This window comes from Serratia nematodiphila DZ0503SBS1 (assembly GCF_000738675.1).
Taxonomy (GTDB): Bacteria; Pseudomonadota; Gammaproteobacteria; order Enterobacterales; family Enterobacteriaceae; genus Serratia; species Serratia nematodiphila.
Genome location: NZ_JPUX01000001.1, coordinates 263148 through 289718, shown reverse-complemented (window position 1 = coordinate 289718; position 26571 = coordinate 263148). Strand labels below are relative to the sequence as shown.

The following is a 26571-nucleotide window of genomic DNA, read 5'->3' as shown; positions in this document are numbered from 1 at the left end:
GAGAGGCCATGCCGCAAAAAATTGATTTCAACCTGATCTATGCGCTGAATCTGCTGCTGGAAGAAGGGAGCGTGAGCGGCGCCGCCGAGAAGATGAATCTGAGCGCGCCGGCGATGAGCCGCATTCTGGGGCGCATCCGCCGGCAGTTCGACGACCCGATCATGGTCAGAGCCGGCAAGCATCTGGTGCCGACGCCGCGCGCGCTAGAGTTGAAACGCCAGCTCGGCGAGATCATCGAGCAGGCCGCCGCGCTGATCGCGCCGAATGATGCGTTCGAACCCGGCAAGCTGACCAGAACCTTCACCATTCGCGCCAACGACATTTTTATCGGCGCGCTGGCGGGCGGCTTGCTGGAGACGCTGCGGGACATGGCGCCGTTAAGCGGCCTGAAGTTTATCGCTGAAAGCGACGGCGAAGATGACGCGCTGCGCAGCGGCAAGGTGGATCTGGTGATCGGTTCCTCGCGCGACTGGCACCCGGAAATCAAGACGCAGAGCCTGTTCACCAGCACCTTTCAGGCGCTGGTGCGCCCTGGGCACCCAATTATCGGCCGGGTAACGCCCGAAACCCTGACTCATTACCCGCATATCAGCGTCTCCCGCCGTGGGCGCACGCAGGGGCCGATCGACGACGCGCTGCGCGATCTCGGCCTGCAGCGCAACGTCGCTCTGACCCTGCCGGGCTTCCATTCGGCGATGATGCTGACCATGAAATCGGACTTTATCCTGCCGCTGCCGCGCCATGTGCTGCAAGGGGTGAGCAACATCCACCTGCCGTTGGCGGAGATCGAGCTGCCGCTCGAGCTGGAGTCGGTGTTTATCGTGCAGGCCTGGCACCCGCGCCTGGATCGCGATCCGGCGCACCGCTGGCTGCGGCAGACCATCAAGCAGTTCTTTTTGCAGAGGGAGTGAGGGGGTTAGGGGTTGGGGAGAAGAGACGCTCGCGGCAGAACCCAAATGCGCCTGCCAGATAAGCCGGTAATATGGCATTTTGCCGAAGCCCTGCGCATACTCAGACGTCTTGGGTAAACCGAGCGGCGCGGGCAATGGCATCGATGTTCCATTTCGCCAAGCACGAAACAGAAAGGAACTCATGCGCAGGGAGGCGAAAATGACCAAAGTGTATTATTGGAAAAGTCAGGCGTGGGGCGTGACTTACTTTTTTATCGCGCTTTATTACATCTATTCTTTCCAGGACATGGTGAATATCGCACTTTCGTTGATCCTCTCCATCCTGAGCTTTTTACTGTATCCCTGTGCTAAAAAAGGCACTGAAACGGCCGCCCTGCAGTTCACGAGTGAAGAATTTTGGCACCGCGGACTGTTCGCCGATACCATAGGCAAAAATGGCGTGCTGATCCTGTATTATGCATTCTGTTATGTCATGGCCCTGCCGCTGGGCGCCCTGTATCTGCTTGCCCTGTTTCTCAGAAATAAAAAGGCCGCGTAAGCGGTTTTTACGTCAACGGCTTACTGCCTCATAGTCCTTCTTCATGAACGTTTCTTCTACCCACGCAAGCTGCACTAACACAAAGCGAAAGAAGCAAACTCACTCTACCGGAGCCGACAATCACAGAGGAGGTTGGGAGATATTGATTGGCGGAAGATCACAGGAGTAAAAAACAACACCTATATCGTTCATATATAATATATTTTTTATTAAGGAATTTAATTTTATACACCATGCTATACGCAAACACCACCATGAACAATTTATACTCAACTTCTACAAATCGGTACGGACAGGCTTTGTTGAATAAATCAAAGTGAGGCGACAGGATGGTTCCCTCCGGGATGAGCGATAAATCGGCACAGGTAATCTCGTGCGTTGCACTGTCTGCGGCCAGATGAAGCTTGCGCCACACCCTTCGTCTGTCAGACTCATGCTGCCTGGCTTTCCATTCGCCTTCGCCATAGACCTTCAGACCGGTAGTATCAATGACCAAATGCGAGATTTCACCACGGGTTGGTGTTTTTATGCCGATGCTCTTTGCCCGTTTGCTGACCAGAGAATAATCCGGGCAGCGTAACGGCAAAACCATCAGTTTAAAAATCGAGTCAACAAAGCCCTGTAAAGCCCGAAGCGACAAGTTGAATACGCGCTTCATCATCAGGGCCGTGGTAATAGCCATATCAGTGTAGTGAAGCGGTCGGCCACGACCTTCACGCTGTGCACTGTCAACCCATGCGGCAATGGCAGACTGTTAGAGAACCGCGCTGCCTGAGTGCGTTGTTGTAATCTGGCCAGTTGGTGATTTTAAACTTTTGCTTTGCCATAGGGACCTGAGGCTAAAACAACTGTAGCGTTCAGATCCGTCAATCATCTAAAAGTTCGATTTATTCAACAAAGCCGTACGGACATAAAAAAGATTTATCGAAAAACACGTCACAGTAGTCATCATTAATCTTTCTCTCAATAAATCATGCAATTACACAGTTAAGAGTTAGTTCAAACTATGCATTACCGTTCACTTTTAGGGAGCTTCGGGATATGATTACGAGGAGATCGCTATGCGTCACTGAGCACCAAAACATCACCCTTCTGAATCTGTCGAACGGGCGCTTAGCATGACAAACCGTCCCGACGCCGGACTCACGCACAAACATAGTCAAAAGAAAAATGGCGACGAATTAACAAAATAGAATGCATGTGCCCTGACCCGCTCCATGTATGTGATCCATTCATAATCAGGAATAACCGGCTTCAGTCTGGCTGCATATAATGGCAACCGGCAAATTCGGAGGGTGGTATACAGTCCAGTGCAGAATGGGGACGACTCTGATTATAGTGTTATGCGCCTAGCCTCAATTTGCACCGTTGGAAGAACCAGAGCACGAACCACTTCCCGTTAAGACGTTGTGGGCCTCAGCCAGCCGTTGAAGGACTCCATCATAGAGTTGTTCCTCGGTGTTCATGGACGTGAAAAGTCGACTTGATGCCTCTTTCATCACCCACCGTCCAGCATTTTTCCCCAAATCCAGTGCCGCAGTCTGCGCCCGAAAAACAACGCACCAGCAAAACTATGCCCAAGGCGGAGGTTCAGATATAAGCCCTGTGGCTGTCGTCGTCGCCGCAGACTTTACTGCGGCGCGGCCTTTTGAGACGCAACTACAGATGTATCCCACAGTAATGACGGTAAATACGTTGGCGCTCGTCGCGCCAGCCCTCATCCCTGAGCATTATGAACGAACTGCGGCTGAACCGTAGCCCAAAATAGATTTGTCCTTCGCTGGCACCATGTCGGACCTTTTAAATCCCCGATCCTTTCGCGCAAGCGTGCCAGCGAAGCTGTCAACAACGGGTAAAAAGTGATCCACTTACATCTCCACCGACGGCCTAATATTGATCCACCGTTTTACTCAGGATTAGCTTCAGCGATAACCCCGGCCTTTCTTTTCTGTTTAAGTCGATAGCTCTCTCCTTTGATCTGAACAACATGTGAGTGGTGTAAGATCCGGTCCAGCATCGCGGATGTTAGCGCCGCATCACCGGCGAACGTTTGATCCCACTGCCCGAACGGCAGGTTAGATGTCAGGATCATCGCGCTCTTCTCGTAACGTTTGGCGATGACCTGGAAGAACAGTTTTGCTTCTTCCTGGCTGAACGGCAGATAGCCTATTTCATCGATGATGAGCAGTTTCGGCGCCATCACGCCACGGTGAAGCGTTGTTTTATAGCGGCCCTGGCGTTGCGCTGTAGACAGCTGAAGCAACAGATCCGCTGCTGTTGTGAAGCGTACCTTGATACCCGCCCGTACCGCTTCGTAGCCCATGGCTATCGCCAGGTGCGTTTTCCCCACACCAGACGGCCCCAGCAACACGATGTTTTCGTTGCGCTCGATGAAGCTGAGTGAACGCAGCGACTGGATTTGCTTCTGTGGTGCGCCGGTGGCGAAGGTGAAGTCATACTCTTCGAACGTTTTCACCGCCGGGAAGGCCGCCATCCGGGTGTACATCGCCTGTTTACGCTGATGGCGCGCCAGTTTTTCCTCATGAAGCAGATGCTCCAGGAAGTCCATATAGCTCCATTCCTGATCCACAGCCTGTTGTGACAGCGCAGGGGCAGCACTGATAAGGCTGTCCAGTTGCAACTGTTCAGCAAGTACCATCAGCCGTTGATGTTGCAGCTCGACCATCATGCGACTCCTCTGCTGAACGTATCATAGATAGACAGCGGATGATGCAGTGGCTGTCTGTCGAAGGTCACCAGGCTTTCGTCTACCTGCACGTCATACTGTTTTTTCTCCGGCGGCAGGGCCAGCATGGACTGCTGTTCCTCGATCCAGCGATCACAGGGGCGGGTCTGGATAGTTTCATGTTTCCGTTGGTTCGCTACATCGTGCAACCAGCGCAGGCCGTAGCGGTTGGCTGTTTCAACGTCAACGGTGATCCCCATCGGGCGCAGGCGCGTCATTAGCGGGATGTAGAAGCTGTTGCGGGTGTACTGCACCATCCGCTCCACCTTGCCTTTAGTCTGTGCCCTGAAGGGACGACACAGCCGTGGGGAGAAGCCCATCTCTTTGCCGAACTGCCAGAGAGATGGATGGAACCGGTGCTGGCCGGTCTGGTATGCGTCACGCTGCAGTACCACTGTTTTCATATTGTCGTACAGCACTTCCTGCGGCACACCGCCGAAGAAGCTGAACGCATTGCGGTGGCAGGCTTCCAGCGTGTCGTAACGCATGTTGTCAGTGAACTCGATGTACAGCATTCGACTGTATCCCAGAACGGCAACGAATACGTGAAGCGGCGATTTGCTGTTACGCATGGTACCCCAGTCAACCTGCATCTGCCGTCCGGGCTCGGTTTCGAAGCGGATAACAGACTCTTGTTCCTGAGGTGTGGCGAGTGAACGTATGAACTCTCTCAGGATGGTCATGCCACCACGATAGCCCTGCGCCATGATCTCGCGGGCGATAACCGTCGCCGAGATTTTATAAGGGTGAGCATCAGCGATTCGCTGGCGAACATAGTCTCGGTATTCATCCAGAAGTGAAGCGACGGCAGGACGTGGCGTGTATTTCGGCGGCTCAGACTGCGCCCGCAAATAACGCTTTACGGTGTTACGGGAGATACCCAGTTCCCTGGCGATCGCCCAACTGCTCATACCCTGCTTGTGCAGGATTTTAATTTCCATAACTGTCTCAAAAGTGACCATAAGCTCTCCCGAATCAGGAGAGCAGATTAACCCCTGGATCTGATTTCAGGCGTCGGATATGGATCACTTTCGCACCGTTAGTGACACGAAGCTCTTATGGTGCCAGCAATGACCCGAGATTTGATCCACTAATGCTGAGGTCAGCAACCCAGCCCCTCTCACCGGTAGGTTTTCGTCATCCGTATGCCGCCACTCTAGTTCAGAAGACGGTATCTCGACCAGTTTTTACGCATGTGTAGAACGACGCATGCATGTGCGACACCGAGAATGCGGCGGGATCAGGGTCATACGCGCGCGGAGCGCCCTGGTCAGGACATCGGCCAGCAATCCGTTCGCACCTGCGCATCGATTGGTCGGCGGACTGTACAACCATGAGAGTCCCTGTCGCACTACGGCACAGGGCCTCGATCATCCACTATAGGTATTGGATATACAGGACAGTCGCGGCGCTGTACGTCCCGGCATCCGCCCCCGTGAGGGACAGGTCACTTTGCAGTGTTATTGGATTGTCGCCAGCATGGAGCACCACTTTACCCCCGCCCCCCGCCTCCGGTACTGAGACACGACTCTCGACCCCTTTACCGAGGGCGAGTACATCCGAGCCCAGCGAGAGGCGTATGGTCATGGGCGCCGTACAGTTGACAGGAACGGATGCCGTCACTTGGGATGGTGCTGTGTCCCCAACTGATATGGTCCCGTGGTCGAGTACGACTCCCGGAGTCACGAATTCGCACCACTCACGGCCGGGTGGCGCGTACACACAGGACCCGGGCGGATAGATCGCTTGGGACCATGGGGCGTTTCCGCGCGGAATTGCGATGAACCCAACACACTCCCCCCCGTTCCCCTTCCCACCATGTCCCACTATCCCCGACGCCGAGGGCCCAATCGACGAGAATGCGCGCATGGCGGCGGAAGACATAGTGTCCCCCGGTACGGCGATCGTAGTACAAATTGCAACGTCGCGGCACATCTCGGACCAAGTCGGCATGGCTGCAATGTCACTTCCACCGGGGAACGCGTCGTGACGGTGGGCCGACCCAACCAGCCACCCGGGCGGTACCATTTGTTCAGCGCTAGGAACATCGCGGACTTCATACACAACATAGTAGTTTGCGGAGGTAGGACTTGTAATGGTAGTCTGCATGGACGTGACCACTGGGTAGGGCGCTGAACACACGGATGATGTAGTACCGAGGAGGAGCGTAAGAGTGGCGGGACGAAGTAATCGCATGGTATTTCCTATACATTTTTTGATAATACAGGCAATCACCCTGCTTTCATCAGGTGGTGCTTTGCCCATGTCATCCACCGGATTTCATATTTCCGCACACGGTTATCGGTCTCTGCCTTCGACAGCTTCCTCAAACGTGCCTGCTCATAAAGCCGTGCAATATGTGCCCGATGGTTCTCTATTGCTCTCGGGGCTATCCGGGGCCCTTCGGGGGCATACCATTTCCCCAGCCAGTCAAAGCCATTTTCAATTTTCCCCAGTTGTGTTTTATCCAGGTGAATATCAAAACCACCCAAATCGAAAAACTCATACAACGATTTGATCGTTTTACGTAAATGCCAACGCGTTTTGGTGAAGAAAACAAAGTCATCCATATACCGGGCGTACAACAGTTCCTCGCGCGTCGAAAAATAATGGTCAACATGCCGCAATATACTGCCGCCAACCAGCGGACTCAGTGCGCTGCCGCGACAAATACCTTTTTCAGGGGTATGTATTTCACCGCCGTCTTCAATGCTGTAATAAAGCCATTGCAGGTATAAGCTCCGGCAAACCGCATCCTCGATATGCCAATGTAATTGCCCTACTACCTGATGCTTTAAGATATGCCGGGAATAACCCCGGATACGCCCTATCCCAGTCCTGCGCGGCACTATTTTCAGTCTGGGTGTTTATCACTGCCGGTTTGATGTCCTTACTCATATTCCAGGTTAAAGGTGGCAACTGCACTGAACGCACCCCGACCAATCGTCTTGTCGGCTATCGCTAAGGGCTCGCCTTGGACATAAGCTCTCAGCGCAATGATGTTACCCCCGTCTTGCAACAGGGACTTGTCACTCTGGGTATTGAGCGGAAGGGGTTTAGCCGACGGCGTCTCAAACCCGATTGCAATCCCCGTGGCCTCACTGCCGCCACCAATGGCCAGCAGGCCCGGCAAGGAGCGGTTTTCCGTACCGGTAAAGGTTACGCTCACCGTCTTGCCCAGCGTCAGGTCGCATTCCTCCAAGTGTATCTCGAATGCTTGCCCCAAAGTGCGCGTGTTCAGGTACAGGTACTTGTCGATGATGGTGCCAAAATCCAGCGTGATTTCTTCATCACCCGGCGGTATTACGCAGGGCTCCGCGACCAGAGCGCCATGCAGGTACAGGTTATTGTCACCAGCGGCTAGGGCCGATAGCGGCGCGGCCATCAACATCGGTACCAACAACAGAGCGGCCACCCGAGAATGCACCTCCCCAGTGTGCTGCCACCAGTCCGATTTCCTTTTCATGTCACGCTCCTTATTCATAGTCGGCACGCAGCGTGGCCCAGGCCTCAAAGGTCCCTTCGGTCAGCGTGGCGCCCGCTTGTTTTATCGGTACCGCCTCCAAGCGCGGCGGGTTGGCCAGGTTTATCTTCATCGTGCTATTTGGAGTGAAGGGTTTATCGTTCTGGTACACCCGAATACCGAGACTGCCTTTGTTCGTCAGTAAGGCTTCACGGTCGAACCCTGCCGCACTGCCTTTCAGGCTTAACGTTAACGCCCAACTACCGCCAGCGGCGCTGTCACAGGTGATTTGGTAGTTCAATCCCTGCCGGTAATTCTCGCCATCTACTTTATTGATGCCTACCCGCTCGCCGAAATCGACCTCCACCTGGTTACCGTCGTTGATGGTGCAGGGCGGCGGCTCTATCAGGGTGCCGTGAAACGTCATGTCTGCTTCACCGTCCTTTGCCTGCACCGGGGCAACGCCCCCTATCAGGCCACAGCTCAGCAACAGGACTTTTAGTGTTCTGCACATACTCCTCTCCCGTTACTGGTAATCCACGGCCATTGTGGCCCCTGCGCTAAACTCCCCTCCCGTCAGGGTCGTACCAACTTGTTTCACCGGGATCGCCCACAATTCTGGCTTGTTTGGGTAGCTGAAATGTAGCCACTTGTTGACTGCCAGTTTGTTGCCGCCCTGACGCAGTTCTATACCCAGCCCGGTTTTATTGGTCTGCAACACCTTCGCGTCAAACGCGGCACCATTGCCTTTTATCTGCAGTTTCATCGCATTCGCGGTGTCCCCGGTGCACGACAGCGTGTAATTGACCGGCATCTTGTAATTGTCGCCATCCACCCGGGTGGTCATCACATCGCCGAACTCCACTTCAATCGGCCGGCCATCGTTTATCACGCAAGGCGGTGGTGCCACCACGGTGACCTTGACGGTGACCGTGGCCGAGGGGGCTGCAAAAACCAGCATCGGCAAGGCCGTCAGCACACCTGCCAGCGCTCTCGGCAGCGTTACGATCCCATTCATTGCGGCCGCCTCAGTCATAGCTCAGATGAAAATCCACTACGGCCCGATAGCTGCCTGCCATCAGAGTGGCGGGAGTGCGTTCCGGGGTTATCGTGTAGCTTAGCGTATTCTGCCCCGGCGTCAGCAACAGCGGCTGGCCACGGCTGCCCAGGCGAACGTCTTCACCTTGCGCGTTTTCCATACGCAACCCGAGCCCCGAGACGCCCTGCACCTTCACCAACTGCGGGTTATCGGCGTCACGCGTCGCACGGAAACTCACCGTTACCGCCGGCTGATTGTCCGCCCAGGTCAGGCCGCCGGTACGCTCATCGCGGCTACCGGCCGGGCTTCGCAGACAATCCTCCAAACGCAGCTCGAATCGAATCGGTTCGCCGCGCGCGCCAACCGTTCTCAGGCGCCCCGCCCCCGTCTCACCGAGTGCGATATCCTGGTGGGCGCTGGTCATCTCCAGCCGACATGCGCTCTCGGTTAACGCCCCATGAACGTACAGGGTGCCGTTGGCGCCTTCAACATCCCAGTTGTCCACCGCAGCCTGCGCCGGTGGCAACAACCACACCGCTGTCCCCAGCGTTATCGGGGCCATCAGCATCAATCCGAACAACGCGCCGTAATACTTCAGCTCAATCGCTCCACACAGGCCCCGTCGGTGTCTGCCCGTCTCATGTGTCATGCCCATATTCTTGTCTCCCTTCGCTTGACCGGTGCACGCACCGCAAGACCGTGCTCTGCTACGCTTTCTTCGCCGGTATCACCGTGCATGTGCTGCCAGAGCAACTGAAGCTCAGCTGCGGCCGGCCGCCATAGTCGTTAACGTAGGTCAGCACCGGGCTGTTACCTGCCTCAGTCGCACTCACCGTCAACGGCAAATTGCCCTTTGGCGGCACCATCATCGGCTCGAAGTTTTTGATCCCCGCACCGTCTTTTTTGGTGGCGGCATCAACCAGCGTGACGTAATACGCCGTCGGATTGTTGACCACATACTTGTTGCCTTGTTTGCTCAGGGTCAGCTGTTCCTGCGGCGGCGGCGCATTTTTGTCCATCGCAATGGCGGCCGGGCGGTAGAACAGCTTGATACGTGTCTGCAACGCAATTTGCAGCGTATTCGGCTTGGTGCTCTTCGGCGGAATTTCCCGCAGGTTGAAGTAATAGACCGTCTCGCGATCCTGCGGCAGCGCCTTCGCCACCGGCAGTGCCTGGATTTTCACCTGGCTCGGTTTGCCCGGCTCGATGCGCTGAACCGGCGGCAGTACCGTGAGGGGGCTCTGGATTTTGTTGCCCTTGTCGTCTTCAATCCAGCCCTGCGCCAGGTAAGGCAATTGCTTGTTTTGGTTGCTGACGCTCAGGCTCACCGATTTTTGGCTACCATCGAAAATAATCCGCGTGCGGTCCAGCGCTATCGCCGCCTGAGCCTGCTGGGCCAACAAGGCCGCGAGCAGGGCACCGGCCACTGCCGCCGTCGTCAGGGCCTTTTTCCGCCTGGACGCAACCGGACGGCCCTCGTGATGTTGTTTAATGTTCAATTCGCTCTTTCGCATGTTTTCATTCCTGGCCGTAGCGGCCCTCATAGCATTTGGGTTAAATCTGCACGCCGTGTTATCCCTCGGCGCAGCAGTTACGAAGCCGGTTCCGGCTCGGGCGCAACCACTGGCACGCCCTGCGTCCGCGCGTCAGGCTCTGTGCGCGCCCCCAGCGGATGACACGGCAACAGCAGCGTATTCATCAGCATATCTGCCGGCAGCGGCGTTGGCATGCGCACCTCACACTGCGCGCCGCCGTTCCAGTGCACCGTCATGGCATCGCCGGCGTTAAGGCCGCTCAGGTAAACACTGCCGCCGTCATTGACGATACCCGTCTCCTGCTTGCGGGCGTTCATCACCGTGGCGCCGAATGGGGGTTCACTGCCGTCGGCCAGTTTGATGACCGCCATCGCCTTCTCGCCGGCAATCACGTCGAACTGGCGGTAACCGATAGCGCCTTCGGTGAGCGTGGCCTGCACCACCGACTTCGTGGCTTCGGCGTTATCACCGAGTTTGTTCACATCGATACTCGCCCTGTTGCGGTAATAGCTGTTCACGTCCCCGATGACCGCCTTGCCCCAGGCATTGGTGTTGGTGGTGTTGCCATAGCCCCGCACCGGCACGTCCGCCACCCCCTGCGTGTCAATCAGCATGCGGGTGCCGCCCGGCACCCCGGCCCGATGCAGCGCCCCGCCGTTCGCCGTCATCGTCATGCCGCCCTGCATCGACATCCCGAAGGCGCTGTAACGGTTTTCCTGATAACTGGCGTTAGCGCTCATACGCGCCTTATCGCCTTCATGGTTGTAATACCCGTTCACATTCACCCCGCTGCGCGAACTGCCGGCCCGCAACTGGTAGTTGTTATGCTCATCAATCCGGTCGTAATAGCCCACCTGATGCGTGGTGTCGTCGCGGTTCACCGTGGTGTTGTAGCTCACCGTCGAGTTATCCCCCCACGGCATCGACAGTGAAAGGTAGGCCCCATCGTCTTTCGTCCCGTTGTATTCATTACGGTACGCCGACAGCGATAGGCTCAGGTTGCGGAACCGGCCCACGTCGAAATAACGCGACAACGTCAGGTTGTAGCGGTCGTTGGCCGGCCGGTCCCAATACGTCTCGTGGCTGTAATTGAGATAGGTGCTCAGCCCCCAGTCGCGAAAGTGCTTGTTGAAGGTAATGGTGTACATCTCCTTGCCATTCCCCGTTCGGGTACCGTAATAACGCGCGTCCAGATACTCGCTCATGCTCATAAAGTTCTGCTCTGAGAAGCGATAGCCGGCAAAGGTTACCTGGCTATCGTATTCGTCGAAGTTCTTTGAGTAACTGAGGCGATACGAACCGCCGCTCAACGTGCCCTCTTCCTGTGGCAACCGCGCCCGCGACTGGGTGGCGTCAAATGACAGTGCTCCCAACGCCATCAGGTCACGGCCGATACCCAATGACAGCGCGTTGTAGTCGCCGCCCGCCAGCACACCGCCATACAGCGACCAACCGTTGCTGACACCCCAGGAAAATTCGCCGGTGCCGAACAGTGGGCCACGCGAATGGTGCTGCCAGTCTGACGGTTTACCCGTCGCCAGCTTGAAGCGCACCGAACCTGGCCGTGTCAGATAGGGGATATTCGCGGTATTCACCACAAACTCCTGCACGCCACCGTCCTGCTCTTCCACCCGGACGTTCAGCTCGCCGCTGACCGCATCGTTGATGTCCTGAATGCGAAATGGCCCTGCAGCAACCGTGGTCTCGGACAGCACACGTCCCTGCTGGCTGATAACCACTTTGGCGTTCGTTTTCGCTACCCCCACCACTTCCGGCGCATAACCGCGCAGACTAGGGGGCAGCATGCTGTCGTCCGATACCAGGCTCGCCCCGGTGAAGCGGAAGCTGTCGAACATACCTGAGTCCAGATAGTTTTCACCCAGCGTCAGCTTCGAGCGCAGCGCCGGTATTGCCCGATAGGCGTAATACCGGCTCCAGTCCAGTTGCTTATTGGTCGGTTGTCCGCTCCCTGTCTGATGGTCAAGATTTGCCTGCCAATCGGCACGCAAACGCCATGCCCCCAGGTTGGCACCCGCCGTACCGTTGCCGCTGAGGCTATAACCACGCGATCCGTCCCGCTGCTGATGCTGACTACGTGCGTTGACGTTGTAATCGAAGAGCAACCCTGGAATGCCCTCATCCCAGCGAGACGGCGGATCCCAGTTCTCGTCGCTGTACTCCAAATAAGCCTGAGGAATGCTCAGGTAAAGAGAGGACGTGGGCAGATCGCCACGCACTTCCATTCCCTGTACGCTGGTCTCGTTAAGACACTCTCCCTCGCGCCACCAGGTCAGGTCTTTCAGCACGCCGGGTTTAAATCCTAGTTGTTGCACCAATTCGGGGTTGAGGCAGGCGCGACTGCCGTTTGGGTCCCCCTCAGGCGCATAAAATGCGATCTGTTGCTCCTGCAAACCATTCTTATTAACGTGCACCACCATGCCGTAGGTCCCCGGCATAATGTAGCCACTGCGCGAGAATTGGCTCAGATCGATGTTTTTCCGATCGTTGACATCCAGTACATCTGTATTGAACTGAATATTATCGGCAGCATGGGCGCTTATCACTGAAGTACCCAGCGCAAGGGAAATAAAAAATCCTAACGAATGCAGAGGCGCAATTTTTCCAAGCGAAGAAAACTCCATGCCATTACCTTATTAGTATAAATAAATCCATTGCGCGAAGCGAAAAACAGCGCTCTTCCAGAAGGAATTTAAAAATAGTCCAGTTTAAATCGAATAGATGATAAATAATCGCCCGCTTTCAACGCATGATTATTGGCTACCAATCTCATGGCGTAATTCAATTGACTGTCGCCGGGAATAATATCCATTGGCGGCATAGCCTTGCCCGGTATTGCGACATTACCCTGGGTATCGATGATTCGCAGCGCCACACCGGAGGCATCCCCGTTAACACCAAATAACCCGCCATGAGCTTCACCATCAAAAGTAACCTGAAATTTCCTCCAGCCTTCCTTTCCCGGGCGTTCAGTGATGCAGTTAACCAAATCAATGGAAAAAGGTTGGCTGCGGCCCTGCCCATCGCGAATAATATCGGATAAGGGTAAAACCCCCATATCAATGGTTTGTTCTCGGCTGTCAACAGCAATAGCACAAGCGGTGTCGATGATGGATCCTTGCATATTTACCCGCCCCCATCCGGCAATGTGCTCATCGGCAAAAACAGAGACCACAGGAAAGGAAAACAGGCAAGAAAACACTACAACAGCGGTATTATGCAGCCTCATAAAACGTGCTCCATACTTTGTAATATTGTCAAAAAGGCATGCGGGGATACCGCATGCATATATACACATACAGAGAAAACACTTACTTTATGTGGAGTGAGCTTTTAGTTATAAGCCAGAGTAAAATCGGCCACCGCCTGGAATTCACCTTCAGTAATAGACGCGGAAGAAGCGGTATCGCCCTGCATGTAGGCGGCGAAACTCAGCGTGTTATTACCGTCCTGCAATGTTTGCTCTTTAGTTGGCTCGCCCAGTTTGATGATTTCACCATCAGCCTGAGTGATGGCTACACTGGCGCCTTTAGCCGTGCCGGTAATCCCCAGAAGGCCATTTTTAGCCGCAGATTCCATACCTGTAAAGGTTACCTGCACCTTATTTTTGGTGGCAGGTGAACCGAACGTGCAGTTCTCCAGATCGATCGAGAAATTACGCGGGGTAGATTTCCCCCCGCTGAGTAAAGCCACCTTAGAGATCTGGCCCAGCTCAACTGTCTGGTCAATAGACTCTGGAGTAATAGAGCAAGGCGCATCAATAATAGAACCCGTGAAGGTCACTTTACCGTGCCCTTGGTCAGCAGCTTGCACACCAGAAATAGTGCCGAAAGCCAATACGGCCGCCATCATAATCTTATTCAGTTTCATTTCCACTTTATCCTTGGTTAGGGACTATTCCCTTTTTGTAAAAAGTCGCCATTTATTCGAAATCATAAAACCCAGTACGCAGGAATGAGTCTATCTTTCCTTCCACCGCACCACGTCATAGCTACCGGCAACTGGAAACAATGGTATAGACAACCAAAAAAAAAGATACATAATCTGTTTAATTGAGTATAATTAGATAAAAACACCAAAACAAAACAAAAAAACAATAATTATTAGAGTATAACAACAACTACGCAATGAAAATTAAACGATAAAACCTCTTTAATTTCAAAGCCATCCCTGACTGAAATTAATTTATTCAGAAGTAGTTGACTGCCGCCATCGACCTCCCATAGATTCTATTAAAATCCAAATAAGACTAATCTTACCGAAGGCTATTTTAAAGATTACGCACTAGGGTTATTGAGGTATCCTTATGAAATATATAATAAATTTGACACTGGTTTTCGATCCGGAAAGTAGATTGCTGGTGCTTAGAAACAACAGTCAATTAGCAATAGGGTTATCTAACCCCGCTACGCGGTTGTTATCCGAGTTGATAAAGAATAATAAAATGGAGTTAACGCGTGAAACACTGATCAAACATGTCTGGGAGGATTTTGGCTTCTCTCCATCCAGTGCTACGTTAAGCAACCATATCAGTGAGCTGAGAAAAGCCTTTGAAGCGCTCGGAGTAAGTAAAGATATTCTGCTTACGGTGCCACGTATAGGGTTCAAGATGGATGCAGAAATCCATCCGGAAACCAAACCGCCAAAAGAACCACCTCTGGCGGAAGATATTGCGCCACTGCCGCCAGTAAATGAAAAGGTAGCGGTAGAAGATATCATCATGAGTGATTCGCTCGTCAATTCAAAAAAGCCATTACGTAAAATGAATGTGCGGATATTGTCATTTCTGCTTGTGTTGAGTGTCACCGCTACAGTGTTCGCATGGAGCATATTGAGCAAGCATGAACAACATGCGCTCATCGGGATTCAGGCTAAATGTCGTATCTATACTCTGGATGAAGGCAAGGAGGGGCCAGAGCAATTAGAACATGCTCGAAAAATGCTGGCTGAAGAAGCGATAGATTGTTCACAAACTAACCTCGATATTTACTATATGGAAGCACGGCCTGCGAATGAGTTACTTAAAGTTAATTTTATGGCAGTTTGCACCAAGAGCAATGATATGAGCTATAAAAAATGTGATAACTTCAAGCAGGTTAAGTAGGCTAAAATGAACAGAATTGTTATCTTTTTCTCGGCACTGGCCCTCATCATCTTGGGTGGCATTTTTCTTTACCTTAACCATTCAAATTGGAAGCCATTTCGCTGTAACACCCATGTAAATTCAAACATATTCTCAAAGGATGGGCATCCCTTAGTGCTCAACATGGACATCAACATAATTACCGCTCATGAAGGAAGTAGTGAGTTAATCGCTGTAGGGTCGTTGAAAGGGGAAGATAAAAATTATGTTATTGCCAGGCGAATTTTCATCACTATGAGAAAATCCGATTTTACAGGGCTCACAAAAACCACGATAGATCGGCAAGAGCGCCGCCCAATAGATAATGTCCCTGAGGCCCTATGGGAAAAATACGTACTACCAGAAACACCTGGCGTAGTGTTCTACATGGAAACAAAAAAATTAAACAATAATTTATACCTTATCAAAGGACTATCAAATCCTCATTTTGTTTGCGCACTAGAAAAAGATTAATTTCACTTAAGGCTTAATCATGCATTGCATGCATGATTAAGCCGCACCGCATCCCATACAGCAACACCAATAATTAAATAATTAATTTCAAAAAAATGACCAATTAACGATCTAAAAGGCAATAAAAATCAGAACTTATCACTCTTAAACGCCAGTTAATTTTATTAAATTGCGCACGCCGCGAATTGTCAGTTATTTTATAGCGTTACCGATGCAGCTGTTCCACTCAGGATAGCCAAGAACGACACGCATTCAAAATAAACCGGCGACGTATTACCAACACAAAAATTCGAGATACACCATAATTTATCAAAAAGTTAAGAATATTTCCCGAGAATGAGCAAGATGGAAAAAACAAAAAATCTAAATAGGAATGAGACATTGAGAATTGTCATTATTGACGATGATAAATTTTATGCCAAGGGATTAACAATGGCTCTGTCCATGCATCTAAAAAACACGAGTCATAAAATGGAGGTTCTCTTCGAAAAAAAGATAGAGAAAACAACCGACATTGTATTTCAGGCAATACGCTGTGGAACGTTCATCTCTCCCTGCACCCTGACATGCAGCGGTAACAGTAAGCCGTTGTATATCGCCATCGCGGAAAGGAAAGATGCACATTTGCAGCACTTATACCGCAACGCTAATAAATCCAACATCCTTTATCGACATCAATCGGTGAACCTAATCCTGCAGCTCATGGAAAACCTCTTAATTTCTCTACAGAGAGCACCGGTAAAATCACCACCTACTTCAGCGACCTTGCTTCATGCCCCACTCACACCGCGTGAACAAGAAGTTCTGCATCAACTCAAGCAGGGAAAAACACATGCCGGCGTAGCCAGCATCTTGGGCATTAAGGAGAAGACCATAAGCTCGCACAAACGCGCGGCGATGAAAAAGTTGAACTTTAAACGAACCAGTGAGCTGCTCCATTGGATGATCCAGGGTGGATTAACCCACCACCAACCGAGAAAAGGAAATTGAACATGAGCCATTCTTCTCTAACCATCACGGCGGTATTGATGGGCGTACTGTTGGTCAGCGGTTGCCAGTCCACCAAAACGCCGCAGATAAAAACCGCCTCGGCCAGCACGTTGCAGGATGAAAAGGTCAAGCGTGAAACCCAGGATTTAAAGCAGTGCCAACAGAATTTAAACGCACTGGGGACGCTGAAAACGGCAGATTACCCGACTAAAAAACAGGTGTTCGACAACCTGATGTCCGGCGCTTCGCAATATGCCGGTGTGCGCACTCAGGTCAACGAGCGCACGCAAGAGACCGTTGATGCCCTCTATCGTTATCAGGTGAGCTATCAATGCGCCGAGATTAATCAGGCATTGCTTACCGAACTGGCGAAACGCGGTGGTGCGATAAAATGATCGCCTGGAAACGGCTGACCTACCGTTTTTTGGCCTGCCTGGCTGGGGGGATGATGCTGCCAGCGGCTTCATCGGCGCCAAGCAAGGGTAATGCCGATATTCCGGCTTTGCTGCAGTTTGCCGAGCAATACAGCGACAAAGGCTACCCGGCAGAAAAAGCCCCTGCCGCGCGGAATCATCCTCGCACCGAAAAACGCCCAACCCCAAGCGCCGAGAAAGGTAAGCCCGACAACAAACCGCCAGCACAGCGCGAATCCTGGCGAATGAAGGATAAGGCGATCCAGCAACAGCGCACGGAAATAGCCCAGCTAAAATTACAGATAACCCGTCTGCGGCAAAACGCCGTAACGGCAACGGCAACGCCGGATTGGGCCGCGCTATCCCAACTGGCGCAAAGCTTGCGCCAGGCGCTGGGGATGACCCCGACAGAGCGTCAGGCAAAAGTCAACCTGGTACAGATACAGCAGCGGTGGGATCAGGATCGGGCGGTATTACAGCAACAGTTATCCAAAGCAAAAGCAGAAAACCAGGCCTTATCAGCGGCAGCTAACCAGCAAAAAAATTTGCTGCTGGAAGCAGAAAAGCGCGACGCGGCACAGCGGGAGCAACAGGCTGAATTGCAGTCGCAGCGCCAACTGATGCAAACCGAGTTGGATGATACCGTCAAGAAACTGGCAGATACGCGAGCCGACATGGCTTCTTTGCAAACGCGAAGCCCCCGTCTGGTGACGGCCGATGCGCTCAAAGGTGCACAGCCGCGTGAGGATTACGCCGCAGGCATTTCACTAGGAGAGGAAATTCTGCAAATGCAGGAAGAACGGCAGCGTTGGGGAGTGAGATCGGAGAAGGGAATGCTCTTGGCTGGCATTGCAGATGCCTTTGCGGGCAAGCGGATGTTGTCGGATGATGAACTCAATAACACCCTGGCCGCCGCCGAGGAAAAGATGGTATCCGCAAGAGAAAAAATCAGCGCAACCCAACGGCAAAAAGGCGCGGCCTATCTAGGGGAGTTCAAGAAAGATAAGCGCGTTCACCGGGCATCGTCCGGGTTCTGGTACCGTATCGACTATGCGGGTGATGCACAGATCCCCGCTATCGCCTCGGTGGGTGTCGTGGTAAAAGAAACGCTGGTCGACGGCACAGTGGTGCAAGATATGGAAGCGACTGGTGCCACGCTGTCGCAGCCGGTGGCGGATTTCCCACCGTTGTTTAAAGAGGCAATTTCGTTGCTGAAAAACCACGGTACGATGACCCTGGTGGTTCCTCCTGAACAGGCTTACGGAGAGAAAGGCTACCCACCGAAAGTTCCCCCCAACGCCACCATGATCTACACCTTGCGCATAGCGGAGGTATACCCACCTGCTCAAGCTAAAACACAGCCCTACCCCCACTAGCCCTGATATCTCTCATGAATTTAATAGGGCTATCAGTCTGATGCGCAACCTATCAATGACAGATAAAACCCGGTATTGCGATTAATAAAAATTAAATTAAATCACGAAAATAAACGCCTTCAGAACCGAGCTGCCATCAATACATTGTTAAAATAAATATGAATTATAAAAATTACATGATAACAAATCAAAAAAACCATCCTATTTATATTGACTTTAATGAGAGCAAAAAACATGATTAATGCGACAGATAATTACAAACCTCATTGCCCATAAAATAGCTATTGAATTCACCACCATTAGCTGGCTATACATTGATAACAGTGATTTCAACCCAGGTTACGTAAAGGGCTATCCGGGCCCATTATTTCTGTTTTCCCTTACGTCTATGCGTAAATATTTCCCTAACCGAGGAGTTGTTATGTCGGACCATCAAGTCACCTGTATCAAAAAATCCGATCGCCAAAACGCGCATGAGTGCATTCAGGCTATTGGCGGCGTCAATGCCTATGGCACACGCTGGTCACTGCCCCAGGCCGACGCCATTGCCGGTATCGAGGCAGGCACCTGGCGCTTTTGGGTCACCGCAAATGGCCATTCCGTCTGGGTGATTGTCTCAACCAGCGCGGCGGGCAATAAATACCTCAAGACGCAAAATGACGGCGAACAGCCCAATAACCTGCTGAGCCTGCCGGAATGCCCCTGACGTCACCCGAGTTTCATGATTGATACGGTTTATGGGCACGCTTGCGGCCCATCGCTTCACCCCTTTTTATTATTGGCCGCTGTGGCGTTCTCACGCCCGCAGTACAGCGGCCCCCATAGAATAAGGAAATACTATGTACGGTTCCACTACCGCCAGAAACCTGCCTTCAGGGAAAAAACAGCGTATCGCCGATTTATTATCGCAAATTATTGAAACGCTGGATCTCACCAAAACCCAATATGCCAACATCGAAAGCGCCTATAACGGCGTCGGCACCTTTCTGTCCGAAGGCGACGATCCGCTATTGCAAGACGCCGTTATTTACCCGCAGGGCAGCGTGCGGCTCAACACTACCGTAAAACCCAAAAACGAAGAGCAGTACGATATTGACCTGATTTGTTATCTGCCCCATGCCACCCAGGCGGATTATACCGGCGTGATATCGGCCATTCGCCAGCGGCTGGAATCGCATAAAACCTACAAAACGCTATTAAGCGAGTTACCGCGCGGGTTTCGCATCAATTACGCCGGGGATTACCATCTGGATATCACGCCAGGCCGCGATCACACCAGTGCAGCAGAACGTTTAGGCCAGCCGCTATGGGTCGTGGATGCACAAACCGCCTGGAAGGAGTCCAACCCCAGCGGCTACGCCGAGTGGTTCGAGAGCAGCGCCAGCGCGCAGCCCCTGCGCTCCATTCTGGTCATGGATTCCGCCAGCCGCGTCGGCACCGAGGCGTTACTCCCGTTGCCGGACAGCACCGACAAGAAATTGCTTAATCGCATCGTGCAAATTCTCAAACGCCACCGTGACGAATGGGCCGCAGAACAGGATGAGGTCCAGCAGCGCTGCCGCCCAATTTCGGTCATCATCACCACGCTGGCGTGCCATGCCTACAACCACATCATTGCTGACAGGCGCGCCTACGACAACGACCTGGATATCCTGTTAGACGTGCTGGAACTGATGCCGGATTTCATCGTGTCGGCACAGGGAGAAATACAGGTCAGCAACCCGCACATGCCGGAGGAAAACTTCGCCGAGAAGTGGAACCGTTCAGAGCAGGATGAAGGCCCTCAGCGCAGCGAAGCCTTTTACCAGTGGCATGCCACGGCCCAGGCGACGTTTAACACCATCGCCGCCAGCGTGGGGGAAGATAACCTGTTCCTGAGCCTCGAAGACAGCTTCGGCAAAGACCCGGTCGATGTCGTCAGGCAACGTCTGATGGAGCATATGCAGTCAGCCAGAGAACAAGGCAGCCTGCATTTGGATAAGAAAACCGGCGGGCTGATTGCCACCGGCCTCGCCGGTACGGCAGCCCAGGCCGGCGTGCCTAAAAACACCTTCTACGGTGAATAACGTGGTTATCAGGCATCACTGCAAACCGCTGACCATCGCTCAGCAATATCGCGCGTTGAAAGCCGGTGGTCCGTATGAACGGTTGCGCATTATCCATCACGACCGCACCCTGCTGTGGGAAGGGTGGTTGCAACCCTCGCTGTTTAGCCGCCGCTACAAGGTCGTGGTCCGGTACAGCCTCGGCACCCCACCGATTTGCGTGGTGACAGAACCGGATCTCTTCACGCTGGCTGGCACACGGGCCATCCCGCACCTGTATCCCGCCGACAAGCATATTCCCGGCGCCAGGCTGTGCCTGTTTTTGCCCCTTTCACAGGCCGACGACGGGCTCAGCGAATGGCGCGCCCAGTTAAAAATCAGCGACACCCTCATTCCCTGGGCGTCGCTCTGGTTGTTTTATTTTGAACAGTGGCTGCACACCGGCCACTGGGAAGGCGGCGGTAAGCACCCACGCACCTGCGAGGTTAAAAATGAGCGTTGAACATGAAGGCTTTATCTCGGTCGATATTGAAACCGCCGGGCCCATCCCCGGCGTGTGCAGCCTGCTCTCTATTGGCGCCTGCGTCATCGACCGCCCGGCGGAACGCTTTTACATTGAAGTGCAGCCGCTGAATCTGCATTACGAGCCTGAGGCGCTGGTCGTCACCGGTTTCAATCTGCAGACCCAAATAGCGCGCGGCATCGACCCAAAAGAGGCCATGCAACAATTTGCCCACTGGGTAACTTCCGTCACCAACGCCAGGAGCAAACCGATTTTTGTCGGTTTCAATGCGGCGTTCGACTGGTCATTCATCAATTACTACTTTCACGTTTATCTCGGCCATAACCCGTTTGGCTTTGCCGCCCTCGATATCAAGGCTCTGTACATGGGCGCCACCGGCTGCGACTGGCAGGACACCCGCTCCAGCCGTATCGACGCCCGATTTAATCTCAAAAACCACGGCAGCCACAACGCGCTGGATGACGCGCTGTATCAGGCTGAGATGTTTGTGAAAATCAACGCATACATGAGGGAAAAGCACTGACATGGAAACGGTAAAATACATTCTGATAAAGCTGGTCGACTGGAAAACGCGCCAACGGAAAATTCAATACCTCATCATGCTGCTGGGTGCCGGGCTCCTGGGGGGGAACAACTTGCTGGGGCAGGCGTTAACGCTGGAGAAAGGCGATGCCCGCTTTTCGCTGGCCGTCTCGGAGGGGAATGTCATCACGGACTACGTCGTCAATTTCGTGGCGGTGTTTATCATCCTGGGGGGATTTGTCTGGCTGCTGGTCGACGCCTACCGGGAGGCTAAAGTCACGGTGCGCAAAAAGGGGGTGGTTATCGAAGGGAGAGCGCTGCGGAAAGTCGCGACAACGCCGCTGCATAAAACGGTCTCGCGTCATTTTAACGGAAAGATAGACGCATTAACCCTCGATATGACGCAGCGGATGCGGGATGGCGCAATCAGTCACCCGGAAGAGGCCTTTGACGACAATATCAGCACGCTGGCCAGCAATATCGCCACCCGCATTGACGGTATCGACCATCAGGATTTGACGCTGGTGTACGGCGGGCAATTGCCGGTTCCGTTCACCTTCTACATTGGCGCCATTCTCGATGACAATGGCCCGGTTTGCGTCTATGACTGGGACAGAGCGCAAGAGGCCTGGCGGTTGATTGACAACGAGGCCGACGACGACGGCGCCGATTTTACCCTGATGGAAAGCCTCGTCACCTCAGCGGCCAAAGATGTGGTGCTGGCGGTCTCGGTGTCCTACCAGGCCGACATTACGGCCATACGCCAAACCTTCCCCGCCTACCCGCTGTCGCATCTCTCGCTGAATGCCACAACGCTCGGTAATCACTGGTCGCTGTCCAAACAAACCCGGCTGGCGCTGCAATTTATCGAACAGGTCAAAATGCTGACGGCGTGCGGCGCCGAACGCATCCACGTGATTCTGGCCGCCCCCAGCAGTATTGCGCTCAATTTTGGCCGCCGTTATGACAATCGCAATCTGGCGCAGCTCATTGTTTATCAATACGAGAAAGAACAGCAACCGGCCTATCCCTGGGGGGTGGTGATGCCGACGCAGGGGCAACGCCGGGGCGCGGTGGTTAAGCCTCCCGCCGCTCCCTCATCCGACTGACTGTCGGGCTGTCCTGCGACTCAGTACAGCGTCAATAGGGGGGGCGAAACGAGGATATAAAAAAACCGGCCTGAGCCGGTTTGGGAGCGCTTGTCGTTATGATACCGGCCGCTCTGCGGCCGGGGTAATGCCCTGGTGTTGCTGCGTATTTTTCACTGTCACTATAGGCGGTGCGGCGAGTGAGCGTCCAATGGGTTCGGCAGATCAATAAAGGACAATTGATCGGCCCGGCCGATCGTCCTGCTCATCGTCACAGCGCCCCACATTTCGGCAGCCAGTCCGCTTCGCACTCTTCACTCAATACCACATTGGTCTGCATCCCCAGCCGGGTTTTACGTTTGAGCAGGGTTTTCTCATACTCTCTCAGCGTCTGCGGCACCGCCAGGCCAAAGGCCGTCAGGTTCATCACGTGCTGATAGCCCCGTGCGGCCATAAACGACAGGTAGGCGTGGTAGAGGTAGCGGCGCGGGTTCGGCGGGGTGATGTTGGCGTTGCCTATCATCATCCCTTCCGGGGTACCCAGCACCGTCAGGTAACCACAAAAATCGACCAGCGGATCGGCCTGACGCTTGATAGTCAGCGCCTCGTCCGAGCTTTGCTGCGCCTGGAGCAGGGTGCGGGCCTCGTTCGGGTTGGCGAAGCGCTGCATCAGGTGACGCACAATCACCGCCAGCTCCTGGGTGATTTTGTCCAGCAGCTGCGGGTCACGTTCTGCCAGCGGTATCGCGTCCGGGAAGGTGATAATCACCCGCCGCCGGGAGACCCCGCCGCTGCGGTCGCTGAACTGCATCGGGTTGTTGTTGACCGCCAGTATCACTGCCGAGATGTGGGCGGCGTAGGCGTCACGGTATTTGGGGTCGATGGCGACCGCATCGCCGCCGGTGATGGCCTTGATACCCGCCCCGTCACCGCTCCACTTCTCCTGATCGGGCAGGAGTATCAGCGAGTAGCCGACCACCGAAGCCCGTTCGCGCGCCGACTCCAGGTTGTCGATGGTGGCGGAGGTGGTGTTGTCACTTCCTGCCAGCAACCGGGCAATGGCTGCCATCACGCTCTTGCCGCTGCCGCCCGGGCCGGTCACTTCAAGGAACAGCTGCCAGTCATAGCGGTTGGCCAGCACCATAAAAAGCGCCGCGAGAATACGTTCTTGCTTGTCGTAATTGCCCCCGGCAGCCCGCGCCAGCCACTGCCAGAAGTGCGGCGCATGGTCGGCCAGGTTCTCCTCGGCACGCGGTGGCGTGTAGTCCACGCTGTTGACGGTGCGCAGCCAGTGCGCTTGCCGGTGGGCGCTGAACTGGCCGCTGACGGTATCGAATACCCCGTTACGAAAACCAATCAACCGGCGGGCAGGCTCACCCATCTGCGGCACCATCAGCTTGAGGGTATCCAAAATGCTGTTGATACCGGCGGCAGAGAACGGCGCACGCACCTTCTGGAACAGTGCGGCAATCTCCCGGCTCAGCTGTCGGTGTGGCAGCACCTGCCAGGCGCCGCGCGTATAGCGGCACAGCTCTTCCCCCACCGGCGGCACCGCCAGGGTGTTGCCGTAGTGCTCGGCCAGCAGCTCGGCTTTCTCGCTGGCGCTCATGGCTTTCAGGTCGGCATCGCTCAGTGTGTCGAACGGGCTCGGCTGCGGTGGCTGACTGAACGCCTGGAGCTGGGCGCGCGTGGCCTCAGTGCCTTGCTGGCAGTAAATATCGTTCCAGTCGCCCTCCGTGGGCGGCAGTGCCGGGATACCGCCGGTGAGTGTGGCCGCCTCGGCGGCGCGGGTCTGCCCGGTGCCGCTGCGGTCATTATCGGCCGCCAGCAGCAGCCGCGCATCCGGGTAGTGGCTGCGCAGCTGCTGCGCCACCGCCGCCAGGTTGTTGGCGCTCAGTGCCACGCACACCGTTTCGCCGGTCAGGCGGTGCACGGTGAGGCCGGTGGCATAACCTTCGGAGAGCCAGATAACCGCGTTGTCCGGGCCGCAGAGGGTGTGGCAGGTGGCTTTCACCTGCCCGCCTGCCAGCATGCGTTTGTCCCCGCTGGCGTTAATCAGCTGCACGTTGACCACCTCACCCCCGGCATTGTGCAGTGGCAGCAAGAGGTCACCGGGCTGGAAGGTGATACCGCCAACGCGCAGCGGCTGGCCCTGCAAGGTCAGGGCTTCTGCCTCCGGCCAGCCTTTGGCGCTCAGATAGGCGTTGCCGGTCTGACGTTGAGCAGCAGCTACCAGAGCCTGTGCCTGTCGCGCGGCCTTGCGCTGAGCCTCGGCCTTGTCTTGCCCGCCGGTCTTCTGTGAGGCATGGCCGGTCTCAGCGGCCGGAGGCAAGGCGCTGGCGTTATTCCCCATCACGGCGGCCACCTGTTCGGCGGCGGCCTTTGCTGACAGCGACAGGGCCTTTTCCACCAGGTTGAGGCCGTCACCGGCCCCGCACTGATTGCAGAACCAGGTGCCGCGCCCGTCCTGGTTGTCGAAGCGGAAGCGGTCTTTACCGCCGCAGGTCGGGCACGGCTGCGGCTTGCCGTTCGGCTGCAAGGCGATGCCGAGGGCCGGGAGTATCACCGGCCAGTGGCCGGTGGCAGTGCGTACGGTCTGGGAAACGAACTGGGCGCTCATGCTCTTCTCCTCAGTGTACGGTGGCGTTCTGTGCCGCCGACAGGCGCTCGCAGCACAGCTCGTCCATCATCTTTTGCCCCAGCGCGGTCAGGCGCGGTGCGGCCACCAGAACGTCCGGCTGCACCATGTCGCTCAGCATGGTGCACGCCATGTCCATGCCGTCTTCTGCGCCGTACTGACGCACAAAATGCCCCTCCAGGCGCAGGGCAATCGTCATCTGCAGCTCGTCCAGCGTGTACCCCAGACTCACCCGGTAAAAGGCACAGGTGTCCAAATAGGCTTGTGCCACGGCGCGGCGAAAAACGGCGGTGCGGACTTCAATCGGTAAACAGGATGAGGTGTTCATGCGGCGGTGGCCTCCATGCGGGCAAGGATTTGGGATTCACAGGTGTTGACGACGTGGCCGAGCTGGTCGGTCAGCAAGGCAATGACCGAAGCAAACGATGCCTGTTGCGCGACGTCGGGGCGCTGCCCGCCGAGGTCGAGGGTGTCCAGCAGGTCAAGGAACAGCACGCCGGTGGCGTGCGCATGCTGGAGACGCAGAAAATCGGCGTGCGGAATAGGGTAATGGGTGTCGCGGTAGTAGCGGTCGGCCAGGGTGTTCATGCTGCCGCCTTAACCGGCAGACGACCGGCAAAGGACAACACATAATCACGGGCCAGCACGCGGCGGGCGTTGCGCTCAGAATCCGCCACGATGCGCACGATACGCGGGGCGGCAGTCAGCGCAGAACGGCGCACGGCCGCAAACAAAAAGCAGAATGTAGGGTGAGTCGGGGTGAGGGTCGTAGCCATGGTGGCAGCCTCCATTGAGTCATGGTTATTGCTACCACCGAAGTTCTCACGCAAGGGTGGTAGCCCAGACGGGGGTGAGAAACCGGCCTCAATGAATACCGGCCAGCCCGAAGGCTGCCCCGCCTGAGCCACCATTGATTGACTGCTGCGATAGCATAACATCCACCGCGCAAAAAATGAGCAAGCAAAGGCTGCGACATAAAAAAACACGCAAGGCGCGTGTTGTGTCGCCATTGAGTAACACGGGTTCTCACGCCCGGCTGCCGATTGTGCGGCAGCGGGAGGACTATAGCGCAGGGCCGGACGTGGGGGCAAGCCGTAAGACGCCCCCGGACGTTCAATCGATCGCATAGT

General features: G+C 54.7%; 28 protein-coding genes and 1 pseudogene. 12 read left to right on the top strand and 17 right to left on the bottom strand.

What is annotated here, in order from left to right:
• The first annotated feature begins 8 nt into the window (after nt 1-8).
• Together JL05_RS01315 and JL05_RS01310 are read left to right on the top strand one after the other, a co-directional pair.
• On the top strand, nt 9-911 hold the full coding sequence (locus JL05_RS01315) for a LysR family transcriptional regulator (protein ID WP_031299766.1): 903 nt from the start codon (nt 9-11) through the stop codon (nt 909-911).
• A 199-nt stretch (nt 912-1110) separates the two neighbouring features.
• Nucleotides 1111-1449, top strand: coding sequence for a colicin E1 family microcin immunity protein (locus tag JL05_RS01310; protein WP_004934067.1), 339 nt, complete (start codon nt 1111-1113; stop codon nt 1447-1449).
• A gap of 346 nt (nt 1450-1795) precedes the next feature.
• On the opposite strand, the pseudogene JL05_RS01305 reads toward JL05_RS01310, so the two are convergent.
• From JL05_RS01305 to JL05_RS01245, 13 genes and pseudogenes are all read right to left on the bottom strand, one after another.
• Nucleotides 1796-2276, bottom strand: a pseudogene (locus JL05_RS01305) (IS5 family transposase); the annotation flags it as partial.
• 1079 nt (nt 2277-3355) lie between these two features.
• On the bottom strand, nt 3356-4138 hold the full coding sequence (istB, locus tag JL05_RS01300; protein WP_032666787.1) for an IS21-like element ISSen3 family helper ATPase IstB: 783 nt from the start codon (nt 4136-4138) through the stop codon (nt 3356-3358).
• Nucleotides 4135-5157 carry an IS21 family transposase gene (gene istA, locus JL05_RS01295; protein WP_033631445.1) on the bottom strand — a complete coding sequence of 341 codons (1023 nt, stop codon included), beginning with the start codon at nt 5155-5157 and terminating at the stop codon, nt 4135-4137. The genes istB and istA overlap by 4 nt, the downstream gene beginning before the upstream one ends.
• A gap of 415 nt (nt 5158-5572) precedes the next feature.
• Entirely contained in the window at nt 5573-6064 is a 492-nt protein-coding gene (locus JL05_RS25915) for an MrpH family fimbial adhesin (RefSeq protein WP_490409126.1), read from the bottom strand.
• Nucleotides 6065-6426: 362 nt separating this feature from the next.
• Nucleotides 6427-7044 carry a reverse transcriptase domain-containing protein gene (locus tag JL05_RS24575; protein ID WP_072010079.1) on the bottom strand — a complete coding sequence of 206 codons (618 nt, stop codon included), beginning with the start codon at nt 7042-7044 and terminating at the stop codon, nt 6427-6429.
• Between the two features lie 41 nt (nt 7045-7085).
• The gene (locus JL05_RS01280; protein WP_050501214.1) at nt 7086-7661 is read right to left on the bottom strand and encodes a fimbrial protein; all 576 of its coding nucleotides are present in this window, start codon (nt 7659-7661) and stop codon (nt 7086-7088) included.
• A 10-nt stretch (nt 7662-7671) separates the two neighbouring features.
• Nucleotides 7672-8172 (bottom strand): fimbrial protein, encoded by a 501-nt coding sequence (locus tag JL05_RS01275; protein ID WP_050501213.1) that lies wholly within the window; start codon nt 8170-8172, stop codon nt 7672-7674.
• 12 nt (nt 8173-8184) lie between these two features.
• Nucleotides 8185-8676: a fimbrial protein gene (locus tag JL05_RS01270; protein WP_033633520.1), complete on the bottom strand. Its 492-nt coding sequence runs from the start codon at nt 8674-8676 to the stop codon at nt 8185-8187.
• A gap of 10 nt (nt 8677-8686) precedes the next feature.
• On the bottom strand, nt 8687-9352 hold the full coding sequence (locus tag JL05_RS01265) for a fimbrial protein (protein ID WP_139182605.1): 666 nt from the start codon (nt 9350-9352) through the stop codon (nt 8687-8689).
• A 52-nt stretch (nt 9353-9404) separates the two neighbouring features.
• Entirely contained in the window at nt 9405-10211 is an 807-nt protein-coding gene (locus tag JL05_RS01260; RefSeq protein ID WP_081877825.1) for a fimbria/pilus periplasmic chaperone, read from the bottom strand.
• A 77-nt stretch (nt 10212-10288) separates the two neighbouring features.
• Nucleotides 10289-12874: an outer membrane usher protein gene (locus JL05_RS01255; RefSeq protein ID WP_033631443.1), complete on the bottom strand. Its 2586-nt coding sequence runs from the start codon at nt 12872-12874 to the stop codon at nt 10289-10291.
• Between the two features lie 68 nt (nt 12875-12942).
• Nucleotides 12943-13479 (bottom strand): fimbrial protein, encoded by a 537-nt coding sequence (locus JL05_RS01250; protein WP_033631442.1) that lies wholly within the window; start codon nt 13477-13479, stop codon nt 12943-12945.
• Nucleotides 13480-13583: 104 nt separating this feature from the next.
• Nucleotides 13584-14120 (bottom strand): fimbrial protein, encoded by a 537-nt coding sequence (locus JL05_RS01245; protein ID WP_033631441.1) that lies wholly within the window; start codon nt 14118-14120, stop codon nt 13584-13586.
• 436 nt (nt 14121-14556) lie between these two features.
• On the opposite strand from JL05_RS01245, the gene JL05_RS01240 reads away from it, so the two are divergent.
• From JL05_RS01240 to JL05_RS01200, 10 genes are all read left to right on the top strand, one after another.
• Nucleotides 14557-15354 (top strand): winged helix-turn-helix domain-containing protein, encoded by a 798-nt coding sequence (locus tag JL05_RS01240; protein WP_033631440.1) that lies wholly within the window; start codon nt 14557-14559, stop codon nt 15352-15354.
• A 6-nt stretch (nt 15355-15360) separates the two neighbouring features.
• Nucleotides 15361-15846 (top strand): FidL-like protein, encoded by a 486-nt coding sequence (locus JL05_RS24570; protein WP_072010078.1) that lies wholly within the window; start codon nt 15361-15363, stop codon nt 15844-15846.
• A gap of 345 nt (nt 15847-16191) precedes the next feature.
• Entirely contained in the window at nt 16192-16836 is a 645-nt protein-coding gene (locus JL05_RS01235) for a response regulator transcription factor (protein ID WP_033631439.1), read from the top strand.
• 2 nt (nt 16837-16838) lie between these two features.
• Nucleotides 16839-17231, top strand: a complete 393-nt coding sequence (locus JL05_RS01230) for a YuaE family lipoprotein (protein ID WP_033631438.1) — start codon at nt 16839-16841, stop codon at nt 17229-17231.
• The gene (locus JL05_RS01225; protein WP_238545827.1) at nt 17228-18625 is read left to right on the top strand and encodes an FKBP-type peptidyl-prolyl cis-trans isomerase N-terminal domain-containing protein; all 1398 of its coding nucleotides are present in this window, start codon (nt 17228-17230) and stop codon (nt 18623-18625) included. Before JL05_RS01230 ends, JL05_RS01225 begins: the two co-directional genes overlap by 4 nt.
• A gap of 241 nt (nt 18626-18866) precedes the next feature.
• Nucleotides 18867-19331: a DUF3892 domain-containing protein gene (locus tag JL05_RS25675; protein ID WP_238545826.1), complete on the top strand. Its 465-nt coding sequence runs from the start codon at nt 18867-18869 to the stop codon at nt 19329-19331.
• Between the two features lie 133 nt (nt 19332-19464).
• Complete coding sequence (locus JL05_RS01215) at nt 19465-20691, top strand: nucleotidyltransferase domain-containing protein (protein WP_033631436.1); 1227 nt, start codon at nt 19465-19467, stop codon at nt 20689-20691.
• Nucleotide 20692: 1 nt separating this feature from the next.
• Nucleotides 20693-21172: a type II CBASS E2 protein gene (locus tag JL05_RS01210; RefSeq protein WP_238545825.1), complete on the top strand. Its 480-nt coding sequence runs from the start codon at nt 20693-20695 to the stop codon at nt 21170-21172.
• Nucleotides 21162-21716: a 3'-5' exonuclease gene (locus JL05_RS01205; RefSeq protein WP_033631434.1), complete on the top strand. Its 555-nt coding sequence runs from the start codon at nt 21162-21164 to the stop codon at nt 21714-21716. Before JL05_RS01210 ends, JL05_RS01205 begins: the two co-directional genes overlap by 11 nt.
• A gap of 1 nt (nt 21717) precedes the next feature.
• Nucleotides 21718-22824 (top strand): SAVED domain-containing protein, encoded by a 1107-nt coding sequence (locus tag JL05_RS01200; protein WP_033631433.1) that lies wholly within the window; start codon nt 21718-21720, stop codon nt 22822-22824.
• Between the two features lie 250 nt (nt 22825-23074).
• Here JL05_RS01200 and JL05_RS01195 read toward each other — a convergent pair whose 3' ends face one another.
• Genes JL05_RS01195 through JL05_RS24320 form a run of 4 tightly spaced genes read right to left on the bottom strand, consistent with a single transcriptional unit; the run spans nt 23075 to nt 26568 of the window.
• Nucleotides 23075-25423 (bottom strand): primase-helicase zinc-binding domain-containing protein, encoded by a 2349-nt coding sequence (locus tag JL05_RS01195; RefSeq protein WP_033631432.1) that lies wholly within the window; start codon nt 25421-25423, stop codon nt 23075-23077.
• A 10-nt stretch (nt 25424-25433) separates the two neighbouring features.
• Entirely contained in the window at nt 25434-25769 is a 336-nt protein-coding gene (locus JL05_RS01190) for a DUF5375 family protein (RefSeq protein WP_033631431.1), read from the bottom strand.
• A complete protein-coding gene (locus JL05_RS01185; protein ID WP_033631430.1) occupies nt 25766-26029 on the bottom strand; it encodes a hypothetical protein in 264 nt (87 codons plus the stop codon). Before JL05_RS01185 ends, JL05_RS01190 begins: the two co-directional genes overlap by 4 nt.
• On the bottom strand, nt 26026-26568 hold the full coding sequence (locus tag JL05_RS24320; RefSeq protein WP_050501271.1) for a host cell division inhibitor Icd-like protein: 543 nt from the start codon (nt 26566-26568) through the stop codon (nt 26026-26028). The genes JL05_RS01185 and JL05_RS24320 overlap by 4 nt, the downstream gene beginning before the upstream one ends.
• Nucleotides 26569-26571: the final 3 nt, after the last annotated feature.